Source organism: Streptomyces sp. NPDC001135 (genome assembly GCF_053598395.1).
The window spans coordinates 224987-246083 of record NZ_JBSFKD010000004.1; the positions used below are offsets into that span (position 1 = coordinate 224987).

Annotated in this window: 15 protein-coding genes; 7 read left to right on the forward strand and 8 right to left on the reverse strand. The window is 72.2% G+C overall.

Annotated elements, in window-relative coordinates:
• Window positions 1-31: 31 nt before the first annotated feature.
• The 3 genes from ACWC94_RS08075 to ACWC94_RS08085 all read right to left on the reverse strand — a co-directional run bounded on the left by ACWC94_RS08075 (window position 32) and on the right by ACWC94_RS08085 (window position 2886).
• On the reverse strand, window positions 32-370 hold the full coding sequence (locus ACWC94_RS08075) for a hypothetical protein (protein WP_450795548.1): 339 nt from the start codon (window positions 368-370) through the stop codon (window positions 32-34).
• 215 nt (window positions 371-585) lie between these two features.
• A complete protein-coding gene (locus ACWC94_RS08080) occupies window positions 586-1491 on the reverse strand; it encodes an aldo/keto reductase (RefSeq protein ID WP_450795549.1) in 906 nt (301 codons plus the stop codon).
• A 255-nt stretch (window positions 1492-1746) separates the two neighbouring features.
• Complete coding sequence (locus ACWC94_RS08085) at window positions 1747-2886, reverse strand: hypothetical protein (protein WP_450795660.1); 1140 nt, start codon at window positions 2884-2886, stop codon at window positions 1747-1749.
• Between the two features lie 904 nt (window positions 2887-3790).
• Between ACWC94_RS08085 and ACWC94_RS08090 the strand changes: the two genes are divergently transcribed.
• From ACWC94_RS08090 to ACWC94_RS08110, 5 genes are all read left to right on the forward strand, one after another.
• Window positions 3791-4984: a carboxylate-amine ligase gene (locus ACWC94_RS08090; protein WP_450795550.1), complete on the forward strand. Its 1194-nt coding sequence runs from the start codon at window positions 3791-3793 to the stop codon at window positions 4982-4984.
• Window positions 4985-5168: 184 nt separating this feature from the next.
• Complete coding sequence (locus ACWC94_RS08095; RefSeq protein WP_450795551.1) at window positions 5169-6950, forward strand: N-acetylglutaminylglutamine amidotransferase; 1782 nt, start codon at window positions 5169-5171, stop codon at window positions 6948-6950.
• On the forward strand, window positions 6926-9178 hold the full coding sequence (locus ACWC94_RS08100; RefSeq protein ID WP_450795553.1) for a prolyl oligopeptidase family serine peptidase: 2253 nt from the start codon (window positions 6926-6928) through the stop codon (window positions 9176-9178). Before ACWC94_RS08095 ends, ACWC94_RS08100 begins: the two co-directional genes overlap by 25 nt.
• Before the next feature lie 293 nt (window positions 9179-9471).
• Entirely contained in the window at window positions 9472-10425 is a 954-nt protein-coding gene (locus ACWC94_RS08105; RefSeq protein ID WP_450795554.1) for a quinone oxidoreductase family protein, read from the forward strand.
• Window positions 10426-10515: 90 nt separating this feature from the next.
• Window positions 10516-11319, forward strand: a complete 804-nt coding sequence (locus ACWC94_RS08110) for an IclR family transcriptional regulator domain-containing protein (protein ID WP_450795555.1) — start codon at window positions 10516-10518, stop codon at window positions 11317-11319.
• Window positions 11320-11396: 77 nt separating this feature from the next.
• On the opposite strand, the gene ACWC94_RS08115 is transcribed toward ACWC94_RS08110, so the two are convergent.
• The 5 genes from ACWC94_RS08115 to ACWC94_RS08135 are packed head-to-tail and all read right to left on the reverse strand — an operon-like array spanning window position 11397 to window position 18757.
• Window positions 11397-13928: an acyl-CoA reductase gene (locus ACWC94_RS08115; RefSeq protein WP_450795556.1), complete on the reverse strand. Its 2532-nt coding sequence runs from the start codon at window positions 13926-13928 to the stop codon at window positions 11397-11399.
• Window positions 13925-15091, reverse strand: a complete 1167-nt coding sequence (locus ACWC94_RS08120) for a LuxE/PaaK family acyltransferase (RefSeq protein WP_450795557.1) — start codon at window positions 15089-15091, stop codon at window positions 13925-13927. Before ACWC94_RS08120 ends, ACWC94_RS08115 begins: the two co-directional genes overlap by 4 nt.
• Entirely contained in the window at window positions 15088-16224 is a 1137-nt protein-coding gene (locus ACWC94_RS08125; protein WP_450795558.1) for a GNAT family N-acetyltransferase, read from the reverse strand. The genes ACWC94_RS08120 and ACWC94_RS08125 overlap by 4 nt, the downstream gene beginning before the upstream one ends.
• Complete coding sequence (locus tag ACWC94_RS08130) at window positions 16221-17498, reverse strand: MFS transporter (RefSeq protein ID WP_450795559.1); 1278 nt, start codon at window positions 17496-17498, stop codon at window positions 16221-16223. The genes ACWC94_RS08125 and ACWC94_RS08130 overlap by 4 nt, the downstream gene beginning before the upstream one ends.
• Window positions 17495-18757 carry a phenylacetate--CoA ligase family protein gene (locus ACWC94_RS08135; RefSeq protein ID WP_450795561.1) on the reverse strand — a complete coding sequence of 421 codons (1263 nt, stop codon included), beginning with the start codon at window positions 18755-18757 and terminating at the stop codon, window positions 17495-17497. The genes ACWC94_RS08130 and ACWC94_RS08135 overlap by 4 nt, the downstream gene beginning before the upstream one ends.
• 445 nt (window positions 18758-19202) lie before the next feature.
• On the opposite strand from ACWC94_RS08135, the gene ACWC94_RS08140 reads away from it, so the two are divergent.
• Entirely contained in the window at window positions 19203-19547 is a 345-nt protein-coding gene (locus ACWC94_RS08140) for a hypothetical protein (protein ID WP_450795562.1), read from the forward strand.
• A 151-nt stretch (window positions 19548-19698) separates the two neighbouring features.
• Window positions 19699-21003, forward strand: coding sequence for a serine hydrolase domain-containing protein (locus ACWC94_RS08145; RefSeq protein ID WP_450795563.1), 1305 nt, complete (start codon window positions 19699-19701; stop codon window positions 21001-21003).
• Window positions 21004-21097: the final 94 nt, after the last annotated feature.

Consider the following 21097-nt stretch of genomic DNA (forward strand, 5'->3'; position numbering starts at 1 on the left):
ACCACGCCGACGGCGCCCGGACGCCTGTGTGTCACTGGATGGTCCAGCCCACGCTGCCGACCCCGGTGCTGTAGAACGCGCAGGAGCCCGTGGACTCGCCGTACTGCCCCGGGTTCAGCGTCACCCAGTTGCCCGAGACGTCCGGGGCCCAGCCGCAGACGATCTCGGCCCGGAAGGTGACGGTGTGGTCGGTGTTGTTCTGGCAGCCCGCGATGCCGACGTTGGGATCGTTGTTGTGCACCCAGCCGTCGCAGTCGACGGTCCCCGGGGCGGCGGCCTGCGCCGGAACCGCCACACCGGCGACGGTGAGCGCCACGGCGGAGACCGCGGTGGCCAGGCCGGCTGCCAGGATGCGCTTCCTGCTGTGCATGTGTACCCCCGTGAGGTCGAGTTGCTGTCTTCCTGGGATCAGTGAAGTCCACCGGCGGCCGGGCGTGAACCTGAGACATCCGAGGGTCCCCCTGCAGCAACCGGCCCTCTGTGCTCCAGCGGGGCGCGAAGCCAGAGCACGGGGTGGTTCCCCGCGGTGTCCGCGCCATCGGTACGGTCAAGAGGATGGATCTCCGAGGCGCTCTCGTGCCGTCCTCATACCGCCGGCGCCCGCGAGGCGAGGAGTGCCCTCTCCTGTTCCGAGAGCCGCAGCGCGCCGGCCGCGATGTTCTGCGCGAGGTGGCCGGGATCGCCGGTCCCTGGGATGCCCAGCACATGCGGTCCCTGGTGCAAGGTCCAGGCCAGACGGACTTGTGCGGTGGAAACCCCGTGTGCGCGGGCGACCGCACGCACCTCTTCGCTGTCCTGGGCCGCCGGCCCCGCCTCGCGCCCGGACCCGGCGATCGCGTAGAACGGAACGAAGGCGATGCCGAGTTCGCCGCAACGGCGCAGAAGGGCCCGGTCCTCGCTCGACGCGCCGATTCCGTACGGGTTCTGCACGCAGACGACAGGGGCGATGGCGAGGGCCTCGGTCAACTGCCCGGACGTGACGTTGGACAGGCCCAGGTGACGGATGACTCCCGCATCGCGCAGTTCGGCCAACGCACCGAAGTGATCGCTGATCGAGCCCGTCCGCCGGCTCGGTGGCACGCGCAGGTTCACCACGTCCAGGTGGTCCCGGCCGAGTTGCCGCAGGTTCTCCTCCACCTGGCCGCGCAACTGTTCGGGTGTCGCCCACCACCAGGCACCCGAGGGGTCACGGCCCGGCCAGACCTTGGTCGTGACGACCAGATCCTCCGGGTACGGTGCCAGTGCCCGGTTGATCAGCTCGTTCGCGGAACGCGTCGCCGAGAAGTAGAACGCGGCGGTGTCGATGTGGTTCACGCCCAGCTCGACAGCCCGCCGAAGCAGGGCGATCGACTGCTCGCGGTCACGCGGTGCGCCCTGGTCGAAGGGCGCGGTACCGGTCAGACGCATCGCGCCGAACCCGACGCGGTTGACGGGCAGATCACCGAGTCGCCAGGTACCGGCGGCTGCGGCAGGGGGCGTTCGTCGGCTCATGAGAAGGGTCTCCTCTTGGGGGCTGGGGCCGGGGGCCGGGGACCGGTGGTTGGTCCACTCGCGTCGGGACGTGCGTGCCCGGGCATGAAAAAAGCCTCCTCGGCGGATCGCAGTCCGCACCGAGAAGGCTCGCGTGTGTCAGTGATCTTAGCAGGGCAGCAGAGGCGTCTGCCGTGTCCGGCGGGCCGCGCCGCCACCGAACCCCTCCATGGACGTCACCCCGGAAGAACTCCGGCGGTGGCGCGGCGCGTTCGGTCACCGGGGTGGCGTGACGGCGTCGTGCCCTCCGGCCAGCCGCAGCGTCACCAGGGCCGCAACCCCGGCGGCGACACCGACGGTGAGCGCGGCCGGGACGCCGTCGCCGAGCCTCGCGAACAGGGCCAACGGCCCCCACATGCCGGCAGTGTCGTCCATCGTCATGTTCAGCACCTGGCTCGCCAGCAGTCCCAGTACGGTCGCGCAGACCGCGCCTGTCGCCATCGCCGGCACCGTGGTCCGGGTGAGCAGGCCGGGCAGCAGGCGCAGCGCCCACCAGACCACCGCCAGCATGACCACGTCGGCGGCCCGGTACAGCAGCCAGTGGCCGAGCGGCATGGTCGACGGGCCCGTCCAGCTGCCGAGCAGCAGCCACTGCCGCAGCAGGTCGCCGGGCTCGGACAGGAGCCCTGAACCGCTGAACGAGGTCTGGATCCTGGCCGCCACCGATCCGTACGAAAGGACCACCAGCGACAACGCGATCACCGCGGTCCCGGCGCTCGCGGCCCAGCGGGCGGCGCGCGGCGGCACAGTGCGCCGGGGCAGCGGGTCCGCGTCCTTCGCGCTGACACGCGCCACGAGCACCGTGAGCGGGGCGGTCACCAGGGCGACGGCCACCACGACAGGCCCGCTCGACGCGATCACCTCCGCGAGCTGCGGCAGGACCCGGTAACTGCCGTGTCCCCGGGATGCGATCAGCCACGGCGCGGAGACCGTCACGGCGAGCGTCGCGGCCACGGGGCCCCAGGCCCACAGCGCGAGCAGCGTGGCCGGCGTACGCCTCTGTGCCGGCGGGATCCTGCGGATCAGGAGCAGCGCGCCCGCCAGGAAGAAGAGGAAGACCGTCACGAACCTGATCTGCATCGCGGTGTGGTACAGATCGGCGTACTGGGTGCCCGCGCTCAAGGCGGCGTCCCCGGTCGTACCCGTGTCCGCGGGCCCGTCGTAGAACTGCACCGTCGCGGGGTCGTACGACCAGGGCGCGAGCCAGTGCCGGAGTTCGCTGACGGACTGAACGTCGAACACGCTCGTGGTGCCGCGCAGTTGCAGTGCCTGCGCGCTCGCCCCGGCCCACCACAGCAGCAGTGTGATCAGCAGGGCTCCGAGCAGTGCCGGTATCACCGCGCGCCGATATGTCACCTGCACGTGCCGTCCTCCATGCCGATCTTCACAGGTCTGTTCATGGCGGAGATTCTGTCGGTACCCGGCTGGCACTGCCTGAGTACGCGTACTCAGCGATAGCCCATTTGGCGGGTGGGCAGCTGGCGGCCGGCTTCGCGCTCGCGCTGCTCGTCGCGGTGCCCGGCAGCCCGCAAGCGGCCGGCGGAAGCTACACGTACGTCACGGCGGCCGGGCAGGGCTTCCGTGCCGACGGAGGGTGGGCGCTGGTCGGGGTCGGCGCCACCTGGGACGCGCCCACCGGCGTCCAGGCGTTGGGCTCCCCTCGCGGCCGGGGCGGTCGAGCCCCGCCGTCCGCTCGGGCCTGTCGACCGAGTCCCGGCCCGGACTCGCCGACGTCGCGTACAAGTGGTTCAGCTGGGGGACCTGAAGGTCGGTGACTGTCAACAGACCGGTGGGGACCTGCGGTTGTACGCGGACGGCCGCCTCACGTTCAGCGCGCGGGCCTGGACCGACTTCACCCTGGACGGCGAACGGCACCTATGAACCGGGCGTCTACGACGCCACGGTCAGGGTGACCCAGTGGGCTTCCTGCTGAACCGGCCCCACGCGACGGTGGAACGGCCGGCGCCTCTCCGACTCGCTCCCTTCCGGGCCGAGTTGGCGCCCTCTGTGAGGTGCCGGCCCTCCAGGTCCCGCCAGTTCCACCGGGGCCGGGATCCATGGCATGCGCACGCCCCGGACGAACGGCGCCCTCCCTGGGCTGTCCGGCATCCTTGCAGATGTGGCCGACGCTCATCTGTGATACCTGTGGCTCTATAGAGCGTCGTCTGCTTAGTAATGGGCAGGGTGGGAAGTCGGAGGTGCACAGCCCGCTGCCGGCGGACCGGTGGGGCGGGTGCCCGCTCGTCACCTGAGGAGTGCCGTGACCCTTCGTATCGGAGTGGAAGAGGAGTTCCACATCGTCGAGGTGGAGACGGGTCTGCTCGTGCCCCGAGCCGACACCGTGCTCAAGGAGCTGCCCGGACGGACCTTCACGACCGAGTTGCAGCAGGCGACGGTGGAGTCGAACAGCGAGGTGCACACGTCTCTGGACGGCGTGTACGGCGATGTCGTCGGCACCAGGCGACGGCTCGACACCGCGGCGACCGCGCACGGGCTCGCCGTGGTGGCCGCCGGAACGGTGCCGCTGGCCCGCACCGCGGACATCCGCCCCACTCCCGGTCACCGCTACCGGCGCATGGTCGACGAGTACCGCATGATCGCCGACGAGCAGCTGATCTGCGGAACCCACGTCCACGTCGACGCCGTCGACCGTGACCTGGCCGTACGCGTCATGTGCGAGCTGTCGCCGTGGCTGCACGTGCTGCTGGCCCTGTCCGCCAGCTCTCCCTTCTGGCTGGGCGCCGACACCGGCTATGCCAGCTGGCGGACCATGGTGTGGCAGCGCTGGCCCACCGCGGGGCCTCCGGGATGCTTCGCCGGCGCCGCTGAGTACGACGCGGCCGTACAGTGCCTCGTCGACTCCGGCGTCATCAGCGACCCGGGAATGATCTACTACGACATCCGGCCCTCCGACCACCAGCGGACCCTTGAACTGCGGATCTGCGACGCCTGCCCCCGCGCGGAAACGGTCGTGCTGATCGCCGGACTCTTCCGCGCCCTGGTGACCGAAGCCCATGAGCGGCTGGAAGCGGGGGGCGTCCCCGCCTGCGCCGGCCGACACGAGTGGCTGCGTGCCGCTGCCTGGCGGGCCGCACGCTCGGGCCTGGAAGGAAACCTGATCGACCCCGCAAGCCTGCACGAGGCGCCCGCGGCCCAGGTGGTCCGCAGCCTGCTGGCACGGGCGCGCCCGGCGCTCGAGGCCGCTGGGGACTGGCACACGGTCCGGGACCTGACGGACAGGGCACTCGCGGCCGGCAGCGCCGCGCACCGCCTGCGCCGTACGGCCGTGGCGGAGGACCTGCTGGCATGCACGGATCTGGCGATCGCGGAAACCAGAGGCGACGACCACCCGACTCCCCGGCCCGGTGCCGCCCCCGCCCGGCACGTCACCTCCCCGGGACGGCCCGCCGCGGAATCCTCCCCGGCCCGTCCGGCACGCATCGTCGGCCGCTGAGGCGTGCCGAGGACCTCAGCCGCCTCACCGACCCGCCCCCGTACCGTTCTCGTCGCGAAGGAAACAGCACCGTGTCCACCAGCCCCGAGCACATACCGACCGGCACACCGACGGGCGGGCCCGCGCTCACCGCACCGCCGCGCGACCCACGCGACCCGTACGCGCAGCGGGGAGGTGGTCGCGGATGTGCGGCTTGAGCGGGGAGATGCGCTTCGACGGCACGCCGCCCGACCTGGCGGCCGTCGAGCGCATGAGTGAACGGCTCGCCGCCCGCGGTCCCGACGGCCACGGGACCTGGTCGAGGGAGGCAGTGGCCCTGGGGCACCGCAGGCTGAAGATCATCGACCTCTCCGAGCGCGGCGCGCAGCCGATGACCGACGGCCGGCAGCAGCTGACCGGCGTCTTCAACGGGTGCATCTACAACTACGGGGAGCTGCGCCGGGAACTCAAGGCCCTCGGCCACCGGTTCCGGTCCACTTCCGACACCGAGGTCGTCCTCAAGGCGTACCAGGAGTGGGGGACCGCCTGCGTCGACCGGTTCTACGGCATGTTCGCCTTCGCCCTGGTCGAGCACCGGACCGGCCGGCTGATCCTGGGACGCGACCGGCTCGGCATCAAGCCCCTGTACCTGGCCGAGGCCCCCGGACGGCTGCGCTTCGCCTCCACGCTTCCCGCCCTGCTCGCGGCCGGGGGCGTCGACACCTCGCTGGACCCGGTCGCCGTGCACCAGTACCTCAGCTGGCACGCCACCGTGGCCGCACCCCGCACCGTCCTGGCCGGGGTGCGCAAGCTCCCCCCGGCCACCGTGCGGGTGGTCGAGCCGGACGGCACCAGCGAGGAACACTGCTACTGGCAGCCGTCGTACACGCGCCGCCCCGAGCACGCGGGCATGGGCCCCACCGAGTGGCGGGACGCGGTGCTGGACGCCCTGCGCACCGCCGTACGCCGGCGGATGGTGGCTGATGTGCCGGTCGGTGTCCTGCTCTCCGGCGGGCTGGATTCCAGCCTGATCGTGGCACTGCTGGCCGACGAGGGACAGCGGGACCTGGCGACGTTCAGCGTGGGCTTCGAGTCGGAGGGCGGCGACGAGGGGGACGAGTTCCGCTACTCCGATCTGGTCGCCAGGGAGTTCGCCACCGATCACCACCAGCTGGTGGTTCCCTCACGGCGGGTGTCGACGGCCCTGGACGCGGCGGTCCTGGCGATGAGCGAGCCGATGATGAGCCACGACGTGGTCGCGTTCCATCTGCTGTCCGAGGAGGTGGCCCGGCACGTGAAGGTCGTCCAGAGCGGGCAGGGCGCCGACGAGGTCTTCGCCGGCTACCACTGGTATCCCCGCCTCGCCGCCGTGGCCCGCGAGGAGGAACCGGAGAGGTATGCCGAGACGTACTTCGACCGGCCGCACGCCGACCTCGCGGCGATGGTGCAACCGCACATGCTGCCGCGGGAGGACGTCTCCGGGCGGTTCGTCCGGGAGCACATGGCGGTGCCGGGGGCCGAGACCGCTCTGGACGCCGCCCTGCGGCTCGACACGCATGTCATGCTGGTGGATGATCCGGTCAAACGGGTCGACAACATGACCATGGACTCGGGCCTGGAGGCCCGTGTGCCGTTCCTGGACCACGAGCTGGTGGAGCTGGCGGCCGCGTGCCCGCCGGAACTCAAGCTGGCCGACGGCGGCAAGGGTGTCCTGAAGGAGGCCGGCCGCAAACTCCTGCCCCACGAGGTGGTCGACCGCCCCAAGGGTTACTTCCCGGTGCCGGCGATCACCCACCTGGCCGGACCGGTCCTGGAAAGGGTGCGCGAGGCACTCACCGCCCCGGAGGCCAAGCGGCGCGGGCTCTTCCAGGACTCCTACGTCGCCGAACTCCTGGCGGCCCCCGACCGACACCGCACCAAGCGCGGAGCGAACGCGCTGTGGCAAGTGGCTTTGCTGGAGATATGGCTGCAGACGCACGGCATCTGACCGGGGAACCCCTCACGGAGAGCACGTTCGACACGGACGGCACCGCTGTCGAGCGGCCCGCCACCACGCAGCCGACGCGGACCGCCGACTCGCCGCCGCCGGCCCCGGACGGCCATGGCAGCGCCTTCGCCGCCCCCGCACCCGTCCCCCTGCCGGACGCCTCCGGGCCGCGCGACCCGACGACGCGGCTCATCGCGCACGGCTGCTGGTACCCCTCGGCCGACCCGGCCGGAACACAGGTCGCCTTCATCTGCGACCGAGGCGGTGTGCCCCAGCTGTGGGCGGGCCCCGTCGACGGCGACGCGGTGCGTCTGCTCGACGACGGACCCGATCCCGTCCGGGAGGTGTCCTGGTCGCCCGACGGCCGCTGGATCGCCTATACGACGGCCCCCGGCGGCGGTGAGCACACGAGGGTGCTGTGCGTACGCCCCGACGGCACAGGTCGGCACATCCTGGCCGGAGCCGAGCCGGGCAGCTCCGCCCACCTGGGCTGCTGGGCGCACGACGGATCGGCGGTCGCGGTCACCGTCGCGGTCCCCACCGCCGTACCCGCCCTGGACACCACGGCGGAGCCCGGAACGGCCGGCCCCGGTCCGGCGGCCGGTCGCCTGCCGGAGCACTGGCAGGGGCGGATGGGAGATGCGGAACTCCTCGGTGCGGCGCCCCACACCGACCCCGGGCTCGCACTGGCGTCACCCCCCGTGACGGTCGAGACGCGGGTCATGGGCGCTCCGGGGGAGGCGCACATCGCCCCGTCGGCCGGGTTCGGCGACGGACTGTCGGCCTATCTCATCGACCCCGACGGCGTGGCCGCCGCCGTCCTGCTCGCGACCGAACAGGACGCGGCGACGCTCCGCGTGTGCGATCTCAGCCGTGACGGCGGACTGGCGCTGCTGCGCCGGGGACCGCGCGGGCGGCGCGAGGCCGTCGTGCTGCGCACCGCCGACCACGTGACGACCTGTGTGGTGCCGGTGGCCGACGGCGACCCGTGGATCGGCAGCTTCTCACCCCGCGCGGACACCCTGTGGCTGCGCAGCAACGCCCACCGGGAGTTCGCGGTCCTGCTCGCCGCCGGCCTCGACGCGGAAGGGGAGCCGTGCGGCTGGTCCGTCGGGGCTTCGCGCGAGGACTGCGACCTGGAGCTGCTGCGCTGCGCCCACGACGGCAGTGCCGCCGTGCTGGCCTGGAACGTCCGGGGCCTGAGCGAGCTGGAGGTCCTCGACACGGACCCGTCCGGTGCGGCCGGGGCCGCCACCGGTCCGTCCCGGCCGGTGCCCCTGCCCCACGAAGTGGTCACCCGCATCGCCAACGCTGGCCCCGGGCTGCTGCTGGCCCTGTCCGGGTCGCGGCGGCGCCCCGGCATCTGGTGGTTTCCCGAGGGAGTGACCTCGGTGCGCACCCCGTGGTCGTCCCGGGACGAGGACGCCGTTCCCCCGGGCCGCCCGCCGGTACGGCCGGTCCCGCTCCGGCCCACCGCGCGTGACGGGCTGCAGCTGAACGGCTGGTACTACCGCGCACCGGGGCGCGGCCCGGGCGAACCGGCCCCCTGCGTCATCCATCTGCACGGCGGCCCCGAGGAGCAGGAGCGCCCGGTCCTGTCCCCGCTGTACCACGAGATCCTCGGCCGAGGACTGGACGTCTTCGCCCCCGACGTACGCGGGTCGTCCGGATACGGCCGGTCGTTCGTCGACGCCGACCTGGGAAGGGGCCGGTTCGCGGCGCTCGACGACGTGGCGGACTGCGCCGCCCACGCGGTGCTCGCCGGCCCGGCCGATCCCGCCCGGCTGGCGGTCATGGGCCGCTCGTACGGCGGCTATCTCACCTTCGCCTCTCTGGTCTGGCACCCGGACCTGTTCCGCACCGGCGTGGCGGTGTGCGGCATGTCCGACTTCGCGACGTTCTTCGAGGGCACCGAACCCTGGATCGCCCAGTCGGCGGCCAACAAGTACGGCCACCCGGTGGCCGACCGCGAACTGCTGCACGCCCTGTCACCCATGAGCCGCATCGACGCACTGCGCGTGCCGGTCCTCGCCGTGCACGGTGAGCACGACACCAATGTGCCGCCGGGGGAGTCGGAACAGTTCGTACGGGCGGCACGCGAGCGCGGTCTGACCGCCGAAGTGCTCACGCTGCGCGACGAGGGACATGACTTTCTGCGGGCCGACAACCGGCGGCTCTTCCGCCGTGCCGCCGCCGACTGGTTGCAGCGGCACCTGACCGGACGATGAGTTGCCCTCCTCCCCCGTGCTGCCGGCCGTACCGTCGTATCCCCCGTCGGAAACGGGCCGGCAGGAAGGAGGGCGGCATCACTATCTCTGTTCGAAAGGGCGAATGCAACTCGCCCATTCCCTTTCTCATCTCGCGAGAAGTTCTAGGTTAAATCTTCTCGGTGAATGAGAAGAGAATGGCTCTTTCTCGGCTCGTGAGAAATGTGTACAGGGCATGGTTCCGGGGTCGGAATGGGCACCCGGATGCCCTAGCCTGTCGGCGTACGCATCCGGCCCGTGTTGATAGGAGTACCGTGCGCGCGATTGTCATGAGGGAATTCGGCGGCCCTGAGGTTCTGCGGCTGGAAGAGGTTCCCGACCCCGAGCCCGCGCGTGGACAGACCCTGCTCGACGTGAGACTCGCGGGTGTTAATTACGCGGATGTCCACGTTCGTGGAAATACCTACCTCGCGCCGGTCGAACTGCCGTACATCCCCGGCAACGAGGTGGTCGGCACCACGCCGGACGGCAGGCGTGTCGTGGCGCTGACGCAGGGCGGCGGCTATGCGGAGAAGGCCGCCGTGCACCGCAGGCTGCACTGGGAGATCCCGGACGACCTCACCGACGAACAGGCGGTTCCCCTGGCTCTGCAGGGGAACAGCGCGTACCACCTCCTGTTCACCGTCGCCGGGATCACCAAGGGGGAGACGGTCGTCATCCCCGCCGCGGCCGGGGGCGTGGGCTCGCTGGCCGTCCAGCTCGCGCACGCCGCGGGCGCCCGCGTCGTGGCTCTCGCCAGCACCGCCGAGAAGCGTCGGCTGGCCCTGGAACTCGGGGCGGCGGCAGCCGTCGACTCCTCCGACGAGGACGGGCTGGCGGAACGGATCCTGGACGCGGCAGGAGGGCCGGTGCACGCCGCGCTGGAGATGACCGGCGGCAGGACGCTGCAGCAGACTCTCGACGTACTGGCCCCGCGCGGCCGCCTCGCCGTGTACGGCTTCGCCGGCGGAGAGCTGGCCGACGTCCCCGCGCACACACTGCTCCAGAAGTCCGTCACCGCCGCCGGGTTCTGGCTCCCCCACCTGTACACCGACCGGACGCTCCCGCTGACGGCGTCCATGAGGCTGCTCTTCGACGCCGTCGGCAACGGCACGCTGAAGATCGTCGGCGGTGGCACCTTCCCGCTGGCCGACGCGGCCAAGGCGCACAGCATGCTCAACAACAGGACCGGCATGGGCAAGTTCAGCCTCGATACGGTCACACCATAGTCTTGGTGCCCAGCGTGTACGGGTGACACCGGCACCGGTACGGGTGCGCCCACGGAAGGGCGCGCGGGCGGGACGAAGGGGGTACGGCCGATGAGTGGGCAGCGTGGCAGCGGGACCGGTTACGCCGACCGTTTCATGCGAGTGCAGCAGGCGTTCATCACTCTGGGGCCCGGTGCCCACCGGCTGTCCGCGATCGCCAAGGCCGCCGATCTCGATGACTCCACCACCGGCCGCATGCTGACCGCCGGCACCTACAACAGCACCTTCGTCCGGGTCGACCGAGGCCTGTACCAGCTCGGCAGCACGGTCGCCGACCTGGGGCTCCACGCGCTCTCCGAGGACAAACTCTCCGGTGACGAGGCCACCCACGTGCTGCGGGGCCTGCGGGAGGCGACCGACAGCGGTCTGGTCTTCCTGTACATGAGAGCCCCGTTCGGGATAGCGGGCAGGCAGTGCCTGGACATGGCGGTGGGGGATTCCGACCTGGTCGAACTCGGCATGACACCGCGCGACGTCCTGTCCGTCACACGGTCGCTGCGCACCGGTGCCTCGGGCCGGACGATCCTCGCCTACCTGCCCGCCCGGATCCAGGAGCGCGTCGCCGCCGACCCGGTCCCGCAGGAGGCGGGCCCCGGCGTCATCCGGGACGGCGACGAGCTGCTCGCCTCACTCGCCGAGATCCGTGACCAGGGTTACGCCCTCGGGCGCGAGGAGTGCATGGCGAAGTGGAACTCCGTCGCCGCCCCCGTCATCTGGGACGGTGCCATCTGGGGGGCGGTCCTGCTGCTCAAGCCCGTCGACGTCATGCCGGAAGCCCCCCAGCGGTATGTCCACGCCACCATCACCGCGGCGGCCAGGCTCAGCCGGCTCGGCGGAGCCTGGCCGGCCGACTGACCACCACTCACGTCGTGAGTACGGCGGCGGCCCTGCGGGGCGGCGGCGCGCAGGGCCGCCGCCCGCGGGCATCGCCGCTAGCGCAGGTCGACGACCGTGCGCAGTTTGCCGCTGGTCGCCGTGCGCTCGAACTCCTCCCGCCGGGCGTTCTGCACGGACAGCGACAGCAGTCCCTCCGTCTCCGCCGAGGCGAGTTCCGCCACCTCGGCGGTGAGGGCGGCCCGGGCGGCCTCGGGGTCGGGCGCGTACTCCTCGTCGAGCCGGACCGTCAGCCGCTCCCGGCCGGCACCCGGCGCCACCACCAGCTGCGCTTCGCCGTGATAGCCGAGCCGTTCCTCCAGTGCCCGCACGACGCGCCGGTAGTTGACGAAGTACGTGCCCACGCGGACGACGTCGCCGTAGCGTCCGAGCAGTTCCAGGCGGGGCACGTGGCTGCCGCACGCGCACGGGCCCTGCACCGCCCGTCCCAGGTCACCGATCTCGTAGCGCTCCAGTCGCTGGCCGGACCGCGCCAGGGAGGTGAACACCAGCCGTCCGGGTTCGCCCGGCGCCACCGTCCGGTCCTCGTGCGGGTCGAGGATCTCCAGCGTGTGCAGGTCGGTCAGCACGTGATGGACCGAGCCGTCGCCGGACGCGCACTGGTAGCCCAACGGCCCCAGGTCGGTGCTGCCGTACGCCGCGGAGCGGATCACCTCGACCCCGAACTCCTCGCGCAGCACCCTGCGTTGCTCGGTGGTGAAGTGCTCGCCGCCGTAGAAGACCTTCCGGACGCCGCCGTAGGCGCGGAACCGGTCCGCCTCGGCGTGGAAGAGCTGCCACAGGTAGGACGGCATACCGAAGACGGTGTCCGCCCGGTGCGTGACCAGCGCCTCGGCCACCGCGGCGTGGTCGGGGCCCGCGGCGATCGGGAGCTGGGTGGCGTTCAGCCGTTCCAGGATGGAGAAGAAGCTGATGAAGCTGCCGTACATCCCGCCGCAGTAGAACAGGTTGGCCGCCCGGTCACGGGCCGGGTCGAAGCCGGCCGTGAGCAGTCCGTCCGCCGCGGCGCGCATCTGGTTGTCGTAGTCGTCGCAGGTGAACACCGACAGCGCGGGCGCGCCCGTGGAGCCTCCGCTGCGGAAGTACAGCTGCGCATGGCGTGGGTCCAGGGCGGCGAGTGCGCGCTGCACGCCCTCCTTGCCGAGCAGCGGCGCGTCCGGCGCCGGGGGCAGGACCGGTGGCGCCACCAGGTCGTCCAGGCAGGCCACCGTACCGAACCGCGCGTCAGCGGCGCGCACGCTCACCCGGCGGCTGTAGCGCTGCAACGCGTAGACACCGTCGTGCGGTTCCCCCTCGTAGCCCTCCAGCATGGAGCCGACCGGGGTGACGCGGGTGACGCCCGCCGCGAACAGCGCGCGGGACAGCACGGCCACGTCCGCGCGGTCGCCCCCGACCGCCGCGGTCTGCAGGTAGCGGCGCATGGGACGGAGGGTCGCGGTGACCGCGTGCCGGGGCAGGGGCTTGACCCAGACACTGCGGTGCAGCGGGGAGGCGTCGAGCGCGGGCCGGGTGTCGGCCAGCACCCGCCAGGAACCGTCCTCGGCGCGGAACACCCGGGTCAGACCCAGGTGTTGTTCGAGCCGGGCGAGCCGCTCCACGGTGGTGATCTCCGCCTGCTCGGCCGTGCCGGGCGGGGTGGACGCCGGCCGTGCGGCGGACGCCTTCGCGAGCCGCTCGGCGAACCGTCCGGCGACGGCGAACAGCTCCTCGCTGTCGTCGGTGTCGAGGTACACCACCTGGGGGCTGGAACACGCCTGCTGTTCGAGCCGGCAGACGTCCTCGGCGAGCGCGTCGAGGACACCGTCGTCGGACGCGGCCCGCCCGGTCAGATAGGCGAAGGAGATGCGGTGGCCCCACTCGACCACCCGGCAGCCGGGCGGCGCCAGTTCGCCCGCCGCGCGCACCGCGTCCTCGCCGCCCCACACCGCGATCGCGTCGGCCTGCCCGCACAGTGCCTCCAGCCAGTCGCGGCGCGAGGACGGGAAGCGCAGGGCGATGACGCGTTCGGCGGTCAGCCCCGAGGGGTCGGCGGCACCGATCGCGGCGAGCAGGTCGAGGGCGAGAGCCGAATCCGAGCTGCTGGTCTTGAGCACGTTCACGTTGCCCGCCAGCAGTCCCTCCACGACGCTCAGCGGTGCCACGGCCGCGGCGTTGCCCGGCGCGATGTGCACCAGCAGGCCGACGGGCGCCCACGCCTCGTACACCGTCTCGCGGGCGTCCGGCCGGGTCAGCCGCTCCGGGCGCAGGCCGCCCAGTTCCCGCCGCAGCTTGCGTTCCAGCGCCTCCCGGGAGAGCACGGCGGCCAGCTCGGCCAGGACGGCCGCGGCCTCGTCGGCCGGCAGGTGCCCGGCGAGGCGGCCGTACAGGGCGGAGGCCGGATCGGCCAGGTCGCGGCCGACCGTGGCGCAGGCGCCGAGCACCACGTCGGTGGGCAGGGGACGCGTCAGGACCCGCCCGGCCAGCTCCGGCAGCCCGGCGAGCCGCCGGCCGGCCTCGGCCTCGTCGATGAACTCGCCCTGCCACAGGTGGAGTTCGGGGTGGGGTACGGGGTGGAGTACGGAGGCGGTCACGACATTCCCTTCATCAGTTCGGCGGCGGCCACCGCACAGCTGCGGTTGCGGCTCACCCCGGCCCGGCCGTGCACGGTGAACCAGTCGGTGGACAGCGGGCAGGGACACTCCTCGCCCGGGTGCAGCGACGCGAGGTCGCCCATCACCACGCTGTGCGCGGGCACGGAGGTGATGTAGGGACTGACCAGGTGCAGAAAACCGCGTTCGCCGTACGGCAGGGGGCGCAGCGTCCCGGTGTCGCGAACAGCCGCCCGCGACCACACGGGCACGTGCAGCCGGTGGTGCGCGCACTCCACGTACGGCACACAGTGCTCGACCGAGCCGAAGGTGTCGCGCACGCGGTCCCCCGGCACACCGAGAAGCTCGGTGACCTCGGCGTAGAACGCCTCCTTGGCGATCTGCCGGTCGGCGTGGCCCTTCCAGCCGCCGCCGAGCACCACCAGCGATCCCTCGGGCAGGGTGAGCGGCGGCAGGCCCATCGCCCGCATCCGCTCCAGGGTGAAGTAGAGGAACGCCGGGAAGCCCAGGATGCGGACCGGTACGCCGTCCTCGGCGTAGCGCTGGAGGGCCGCGATGCAGCCGTGCACGTCGAACTCGTGGCCGGTGCCGGTGTGCCGCAGGGCGTGCGTGGTGTGCCGGGCCGGGGCGAAGTCGCACAGGTAGTTGTCCGTGAAGGACGTGCCCAGCTTCAGCGACGGCGCCGGCTCGTAGCTGTACAGCAGGTAGTTCACCGGCTGTTCGGGGGTGATCCAGCCGTAGTGGTCGAAGATCCGGGCCACCATGCGCTGGGCCGAGCGGATGGTCCACTCGTCGAAGAACATCTGCGACTTCTGGCCGGTGGTGCCCGAGGAGGTCAGATGCAGGAACACCTCCTCGCGCGGGATCGAGAGGACCTCGTGACGCTTGAAGAAGGCGGCGGGCACCAGGGGGGCGCGCACTCCGTCGCCGACGGTGGGCGCGGGTGTCTCCGCCGGGTCCTGGAGCAGGGCGGCGAAGAAGGAGGAGCGGCGCGCGTGCCAGGCGTGGGTCTGCGCCATGGCGGCGGCGAACAGTTCGTCGGCGGCGGGGCCGTGGGCGTACGGCTCCGTCAGGTCGCAGAGCCGCTGTACATGGCCGAGCGCCGCCGGGTCGGGAACCTCGACGGGAGCGAGATGGGGTTTCATCGGGACACCTCGTGAAGGGGCAGATAGGTGGCGGTCCAGGCACTCAGGTAGGCGCCGAGGTACGGCTGGAGCAGGGGGCTGACCGCGGTGGTGCGGAAGTCGATCTGACGGCTGGTCCGCGACAGCACCACGTAGTCGTGGAGGCGGTCGCGGATGCGGCGCATCGCCGGGTAGACCGCGCTCGGCACGAACCCCGACGCGACGAACACCTCCAGGGCCTCGGTGTCGGCCAGCGGCAGCAACGCCTCCGCGTAGTCCGCGCCGGCCCGGGTGACCGCGGCCATCAGCGCCTCCAGGGCGCCGGCCACCGCGGCCGGCCGGGGATGGACGGCGACGAGGGCACAGCTTCCCGCCACGGCGTCGAGGTCCGCGTACGCCTCGAAGCTGCCGTCGGCGGCGACCAGGACCGCGTTGGGTGTGTGCAGCGGGAAGAAGCGGTCGCCGGCCTCCGGGAACAGCTCCAGGAAGCGGCGCCGCACGAAGGCCGGGGCGGTGATCAGCTCGATCGGCTCGGCGCCGGTGGCCGCGTCCACCGCGGGGCGGGAGGGGACGCGCCGGATGCCGGCGCAGTCGATGCCCACGCCGGCGGACACGGCGGCCAGCAGCGGCGACAGCCGTTCGGGCACGCTCGCCACCGGTTCGCGGTGTTCCAGCACACCGTCGGCGTAGCGGGCGAACAGCGCCAGGGTTTCGCACCCCTCGACCTCGACGGCGTTCGGCAGCAGGCCGAGGGGCCGGAAGCCGTTGCGCACGGCCACCTGTTGCGGTCCCTCGGTGACCAGGCGGACGGTGGCGTACACCGAGTCGAGGCCGCCGGCGCCGAAGGCCTCGGCGCAGACCGCCCCGGTCAACCGGGAGGCGAGCCCGCCGCCGCGATGGCCGGGGTGCACGGCGAGACCGACCAGCTTTCCGATGCGGCTGCCCGGGTCGGTCACCACGACGGCGGAACCCACCAGGGCACCGCCGGCGGTGCGGGCGGTGAGCCAGTGCGCGGTGCCGCCGGTGATCAGCCGGCGCATGACGACCGGGTCGCTGCCGAGCGGCACCGGATAACCGTGCCCGTACACCTCGAAGTACAACTGCCGCAGTTCGGCGATGTCCTGGGCGCGGGCGGGGGAGAGGGCGGCGGTCACGACGCCGCTCCCGCCGGCTCCTGTACGACGGGAGTCCGCTCGGCTTCGGCGTCGGACCGGCGGCCCAGCCACCACAGCGCCAGCGCCACCGGCACCAGACCCGCGCCCTGGACCAGGCAGAGGGTGCGGGCGGCCAGATGGTCGCCCAGCGCGCCGAAGACGAGCGAGGAGACGGGGAAGGTGGCACCGAGCAGCGCCTGCATGACCGCGAAGAACCCCGGCTTGTCGGCGGCGGGCACCAGCCGCTGGAACAGCGCGACGAACCGCACGCCGATCACACCGACGCACCAGCCGGCGACGGCCATCGAGACGACCGCCGCCGCATGCCCGGCGAACAGCCCCGGAAGGCCCAGGGCCGTGGCCATGACCGCGAGGCACGCACTGCCGACGGCGACCGGGCGACCGGGCAGTCGCCCGCCGCTGAAGGATCCGACCAGGGTGCCCGCGCCGAGGGCCGCCTCCAGGGAGGCCACGGTCGAGCCGGTGGCGTGCAGCACCTCCCGGGTGTACAGCGGCATGACGACGTAGACGGCGGTGGTGAAGACGTTGGCGGCGGCGAAACAGACCAGCACCCGGCGGATGAAGGGCAGACCGGCCAGGATCTGGCGCAGCGTGCGCCGCCTTCCGGAGGCCTCGTCTCCCTCTCCGGACCCCGCCCCGGTCCGCGGGAAGCGGGTGGAGCCGACCAGCAGGGCGGCGAGCAGGTACGCCGCGGCACAAGCGGCGACGACGGCGGCCAGCGAGCCCGCGTCGACGACGAGCGGGCCGAGCAGTCCTCCGCACAGCCCGGCGACGGACTGGGTGGACAGCTCGAATCCGGTGGCCGACTCGATGTCGGCGTCCTCGACGAGTTCCGGTACCGAGGTGGTCAGGCACGGATCGAACACCGCCTGACAGGCGGCCAGCGCCAGCCCGACCGCGTAGGCGGCCGCCACGGGCAGCAGTCCGGCGTACGCCACGACGGCCGCCGTGCCCGCCACCGCCCCCGCCACGGCCGCCGCGCCGGCCAGCACCGCGCGGTGTGCGCGGCGGGCCACGATGCCCGCGACCACCGGAGCGAACGCGACCGCGGGCAGCGTGCTCACCATGAGGAACAGGCCCGAGGCGAGGCCGCGGTGCTCGCCGCCCGCGAAGCCGACGAGCCACCAGACGGCGCCGACCTGGAACATTCTGCTCGCCGCCTGGGTGAGGAGCTGACCGGCCCAGACCCTGCCGAAGGACGGATTGCGCAGGACGAGGGGCGGACGCCGCACACGCGTGGGGGTCGGGCTCATGAGTGCGGCCGTTCGTCGACGACGCGGATGAGCTTGCCCGAGCGGGAGTTGACCGCGAGGTCCCGGTGCCGCACCCATTCGACGGTCAGCGGGTTCACGTGACCGGCGGCGGTCGCGGTCGTGTACAGGGGGCGTTGCGCGAGGAGCGCGGCCACGACGGACTCGCCCAGCCCGGTGTGGTCCTTGCCCGGATCGGCGACCGCGAGCCGCAGGACGAGCCCGTCGCGGCCGTCCCACCGCCGCACGACGAGCTGCAGCCCGGTCACCTCGCCCGAGAGGTCGGCGGCTGTGACGACGTGATGGACGTCCTCGGTGTACAGGGAGACGGGACCGACCCGCACGCCCTCCTCGGCGCGGCCGAGGATGCGGAAGACACCGGCGTCCCGGTCGACCCACTCGGCCCGGTCGCCCGCCGGGTAGCGGAGCACCGGCATGAGCCGCCTGCGCAGGTCGGTGACGACGAGCCGCCCGGGCACACCGTTCGCCTCGACGGGGCGGTCGGTCTCGTCGCAGAGGATCTCGACCACCGTGTACGGGGTGAACGTGCGGTGCACGCGCGGGTCGTCGCCGGGCACGGCCTCGCCGAGGAGCCCGGCGTCCACGCTCGCATACCCGAGGGAGCGCGGCTGTGCGTTCGGGAACGCGGCCCGCAGGAGGGGGAGTTGGTCGCCGAAGAGGCATTCCCCGCCGAAGAACAGCAGTTCCACGTCCGGCAGTGTCCGGCCGGCCGAGCCGAGGCGCTCGGCGAGCGAGCACAGCGTGGTCGGGGTACCGGCGACCACCTGGACCCGGAACTCCTCCAGGGTCGCCGCGGTGGACTCCCAGGGTGCCGCGCCGCCGATGGGCAGGCGGACGTTGGCCACGGGGGAGCGGTGCAGCGAGTCGAGGACGAAGCTGAAGCTGGCGTACAGGTCACCCGCGTAGAAGAGGTCCGCCACGCGGTGACCGGGGCGCAGTCCCGCACGGACCAGCCCGGCACCGAAGGCGGTCGTGAACTCCCGCCACTCCGTGCGGGTGTAGTAGGAGAACTTCGGCGACCCGGTGGTCCCGCCGCTGCGGAAGACGACCGCTTCGTCCAGCGGGGCGGTCAGCAGCCGGTTGTCACGGGGCGAATTGGCCCGCCAGAAATCGGCCTGGGGTACCACCGGAAGGTCCGTGAGCCGAGTGACGTGCTCGGGCAGCCCGGAGTAGAGCTCACGGTAGAAAGGCGAGTGGGCGCGGGCGAAACATATGAGTTCCGCAAAAGGTTGAACGGGCATCAATTCCTGCTCAAAGGCGTGGACCGCCGGCACGGCACAGCACCGGCGAGGTGCGACGGAGGCGGTCACCCAGGGTGGGCGTGGACCGTGTCGCTGAGGGTGTGAAAATGCGGCGCGCCCATGACGAACGGGGCGTCCGGTGCACCAGGATATCTCACTATGCGGGACGGACTTGCGTTAACCGGCCACGCGTACAAGGGGTTTGACGCCTCGTGGATGTATCGCGGAGCGTTTCGGTTCCTTCAAGCGCCGAGACGGTGATCACACTCACCTGGTCATGCATAACCGTTTGTTGAAGGCTGGTGAAGGACGCCTTATGGAAAGCGGTTGGGAAGGTCCGCCGATATGCGGCCGGAATGCGACTCTGTTTCCACCCGGACCGACTCGTCGGCCACTCCGGTGTGCCGAGCCGGACCCCGGGTGGGAGCATCAGGGGATGTCCCTCGTGAGCAAGCTGCAGATCAAGCCGGGTCAGAGTGTCGTGGTACTGGGCAGGCCCGGCGACGTCCACCTGGAGGTCGAGGCCACGGACGACGCGGCTTCCGCCGACGCGGTGCTCGCCTTCGTGACCACGTCCGGTGACCTTCTCGGGGCGGGTGCGCGGGCGGCGCTCGCCGCCGCGCAGCGCGATGCCCTCGCCTGGGTGGCCTATCCGAAGGGCGGGAAGCTCGGCACCGATCTGAACCGCGACACCCTGGCCGCCGCGCTCTCCGAGCGGGGCGTGCGGCCCGTGCGGCAGGTGGCCATCGACGACACCTGGTCGGCCCTCCGGTTCCGGCCCGCCGGCTGATCCCCGGCAGTCTCGGTCGCACCACGTCTCAAGTCGTACGGTGGGCTGCCCGTGATCCTCCGCAGGAAGGATGTAGGGCACACCCATGGTCGACGACGATGACCGGGCGAGGTCCGGACACGGGGTCCGGACCGCAGGGAAGGGACACCCCTTGCGCATCGTCCGGCTCGTCGGAACCGTCCTGGGTACGACACTTGCGCTGACCGCCACGGCACCGGTCGCACTGGCGGACGCCAGACCGGCCACGAAGGCGTCCGAATCCCCTTTACGCAGCGGGAAGTTGGACGACGCGGCGCTCGACTCCGGCCTCCGCGCCGTCCATGACGCGGGCATGTACGGCATCTACTCCTCCGTACGTGACGGCTCCCAGCGGTGGACCGGCGCGGCCGGCGTCGCCGACGTGAACACCGGGCGCCCCGTCCGGCCGGGCATGCTCCACCGGGTGGGCAGCGTCAGCAAGGCCTTCACGTCCGTCGCCCTCCTCCAGCAGGTGGAGCGCGGCCGCCTGCGCCTCGACGCGCCCATCGGCGACTACCTCCCCGACCTGGTCCCGGGCGAGCGCGGCCACGAGATCACGGTCCGCATGCTCCTGAACCACACGAGCGGCATCGGCGACTACATCGTCGGCGCCTTCCCGTCGCTCGCCCGCGGTTCGACGGCCAGCCTCGACGAGGACCGCTTCCGCTCCATCCGTCCCGAGGAACTGGTCCGCCTCGGACTCGAGGCCCCGGCCACCGGCAAGCCCGGCGAGAAGTGGTCGTACTCCAACACCAACTACGTCATCGCCGGGCTCCTCTTGGAGAAGCTGACCGGCCAGGACGCCGAGGCCTACATCACCCGCCACGTCATCGCCCGGGCCGGCCTGCGCCACACCTCGTTCCCGCGCACCCCCCACATCCAGGGGCCGCACGCCCGCATGTACGAGTCGTTCTACGGCCTGATCAACCCGCCGCGCGACTACAGCGACTACGACATGTCCTGGGCGTACACCGCGGGTGCGCTGGTCTCCACCACCGACGACCTCAACCGTTTCTACCGCGCCCTGCTGGGCGGCAAGCTGATCGGCCCGGCCGCCCTGCGGGAGATGCAGCGCACCGTCCCGACGGGCGACGGCACGAACTACGGTCTGGGTATCTTCAGCGTCGACTTCCCTGGCTGCGGGCGCTTCTGGGGTCACGACGGCGCGGTCTTCGGCGCCGGCACCCTCGTCCTCTCCAGCCCGGACGGCAGGCGCCAGGCGGCCCTGGGCTGGAACCTCATGAAGTACGAGCGCCTCAAGTCCGACGGTTCCGGGTTTGAAGACAGCCCGATCGACGACGCCCTCGACCGCCAGGTCGTACGCGCCCTGTGTCCGGCGACCCCGCCCGCCGAGTCCCACTCGGCGACGGCGCTGCCCCGGACGGTGCTGCCCACCGTGGACCTGGCGCCGGGGGCGTGGGCCAGGGTCCTGCGCTGACACGGCGTCCCGCCCCGCCGCACCTGCGGCGCCCGGGGCAGGACCTCCACGCGCGCCGCTCCCCACACTCAGCTGTGGGGAGCGGCGCGTCGGC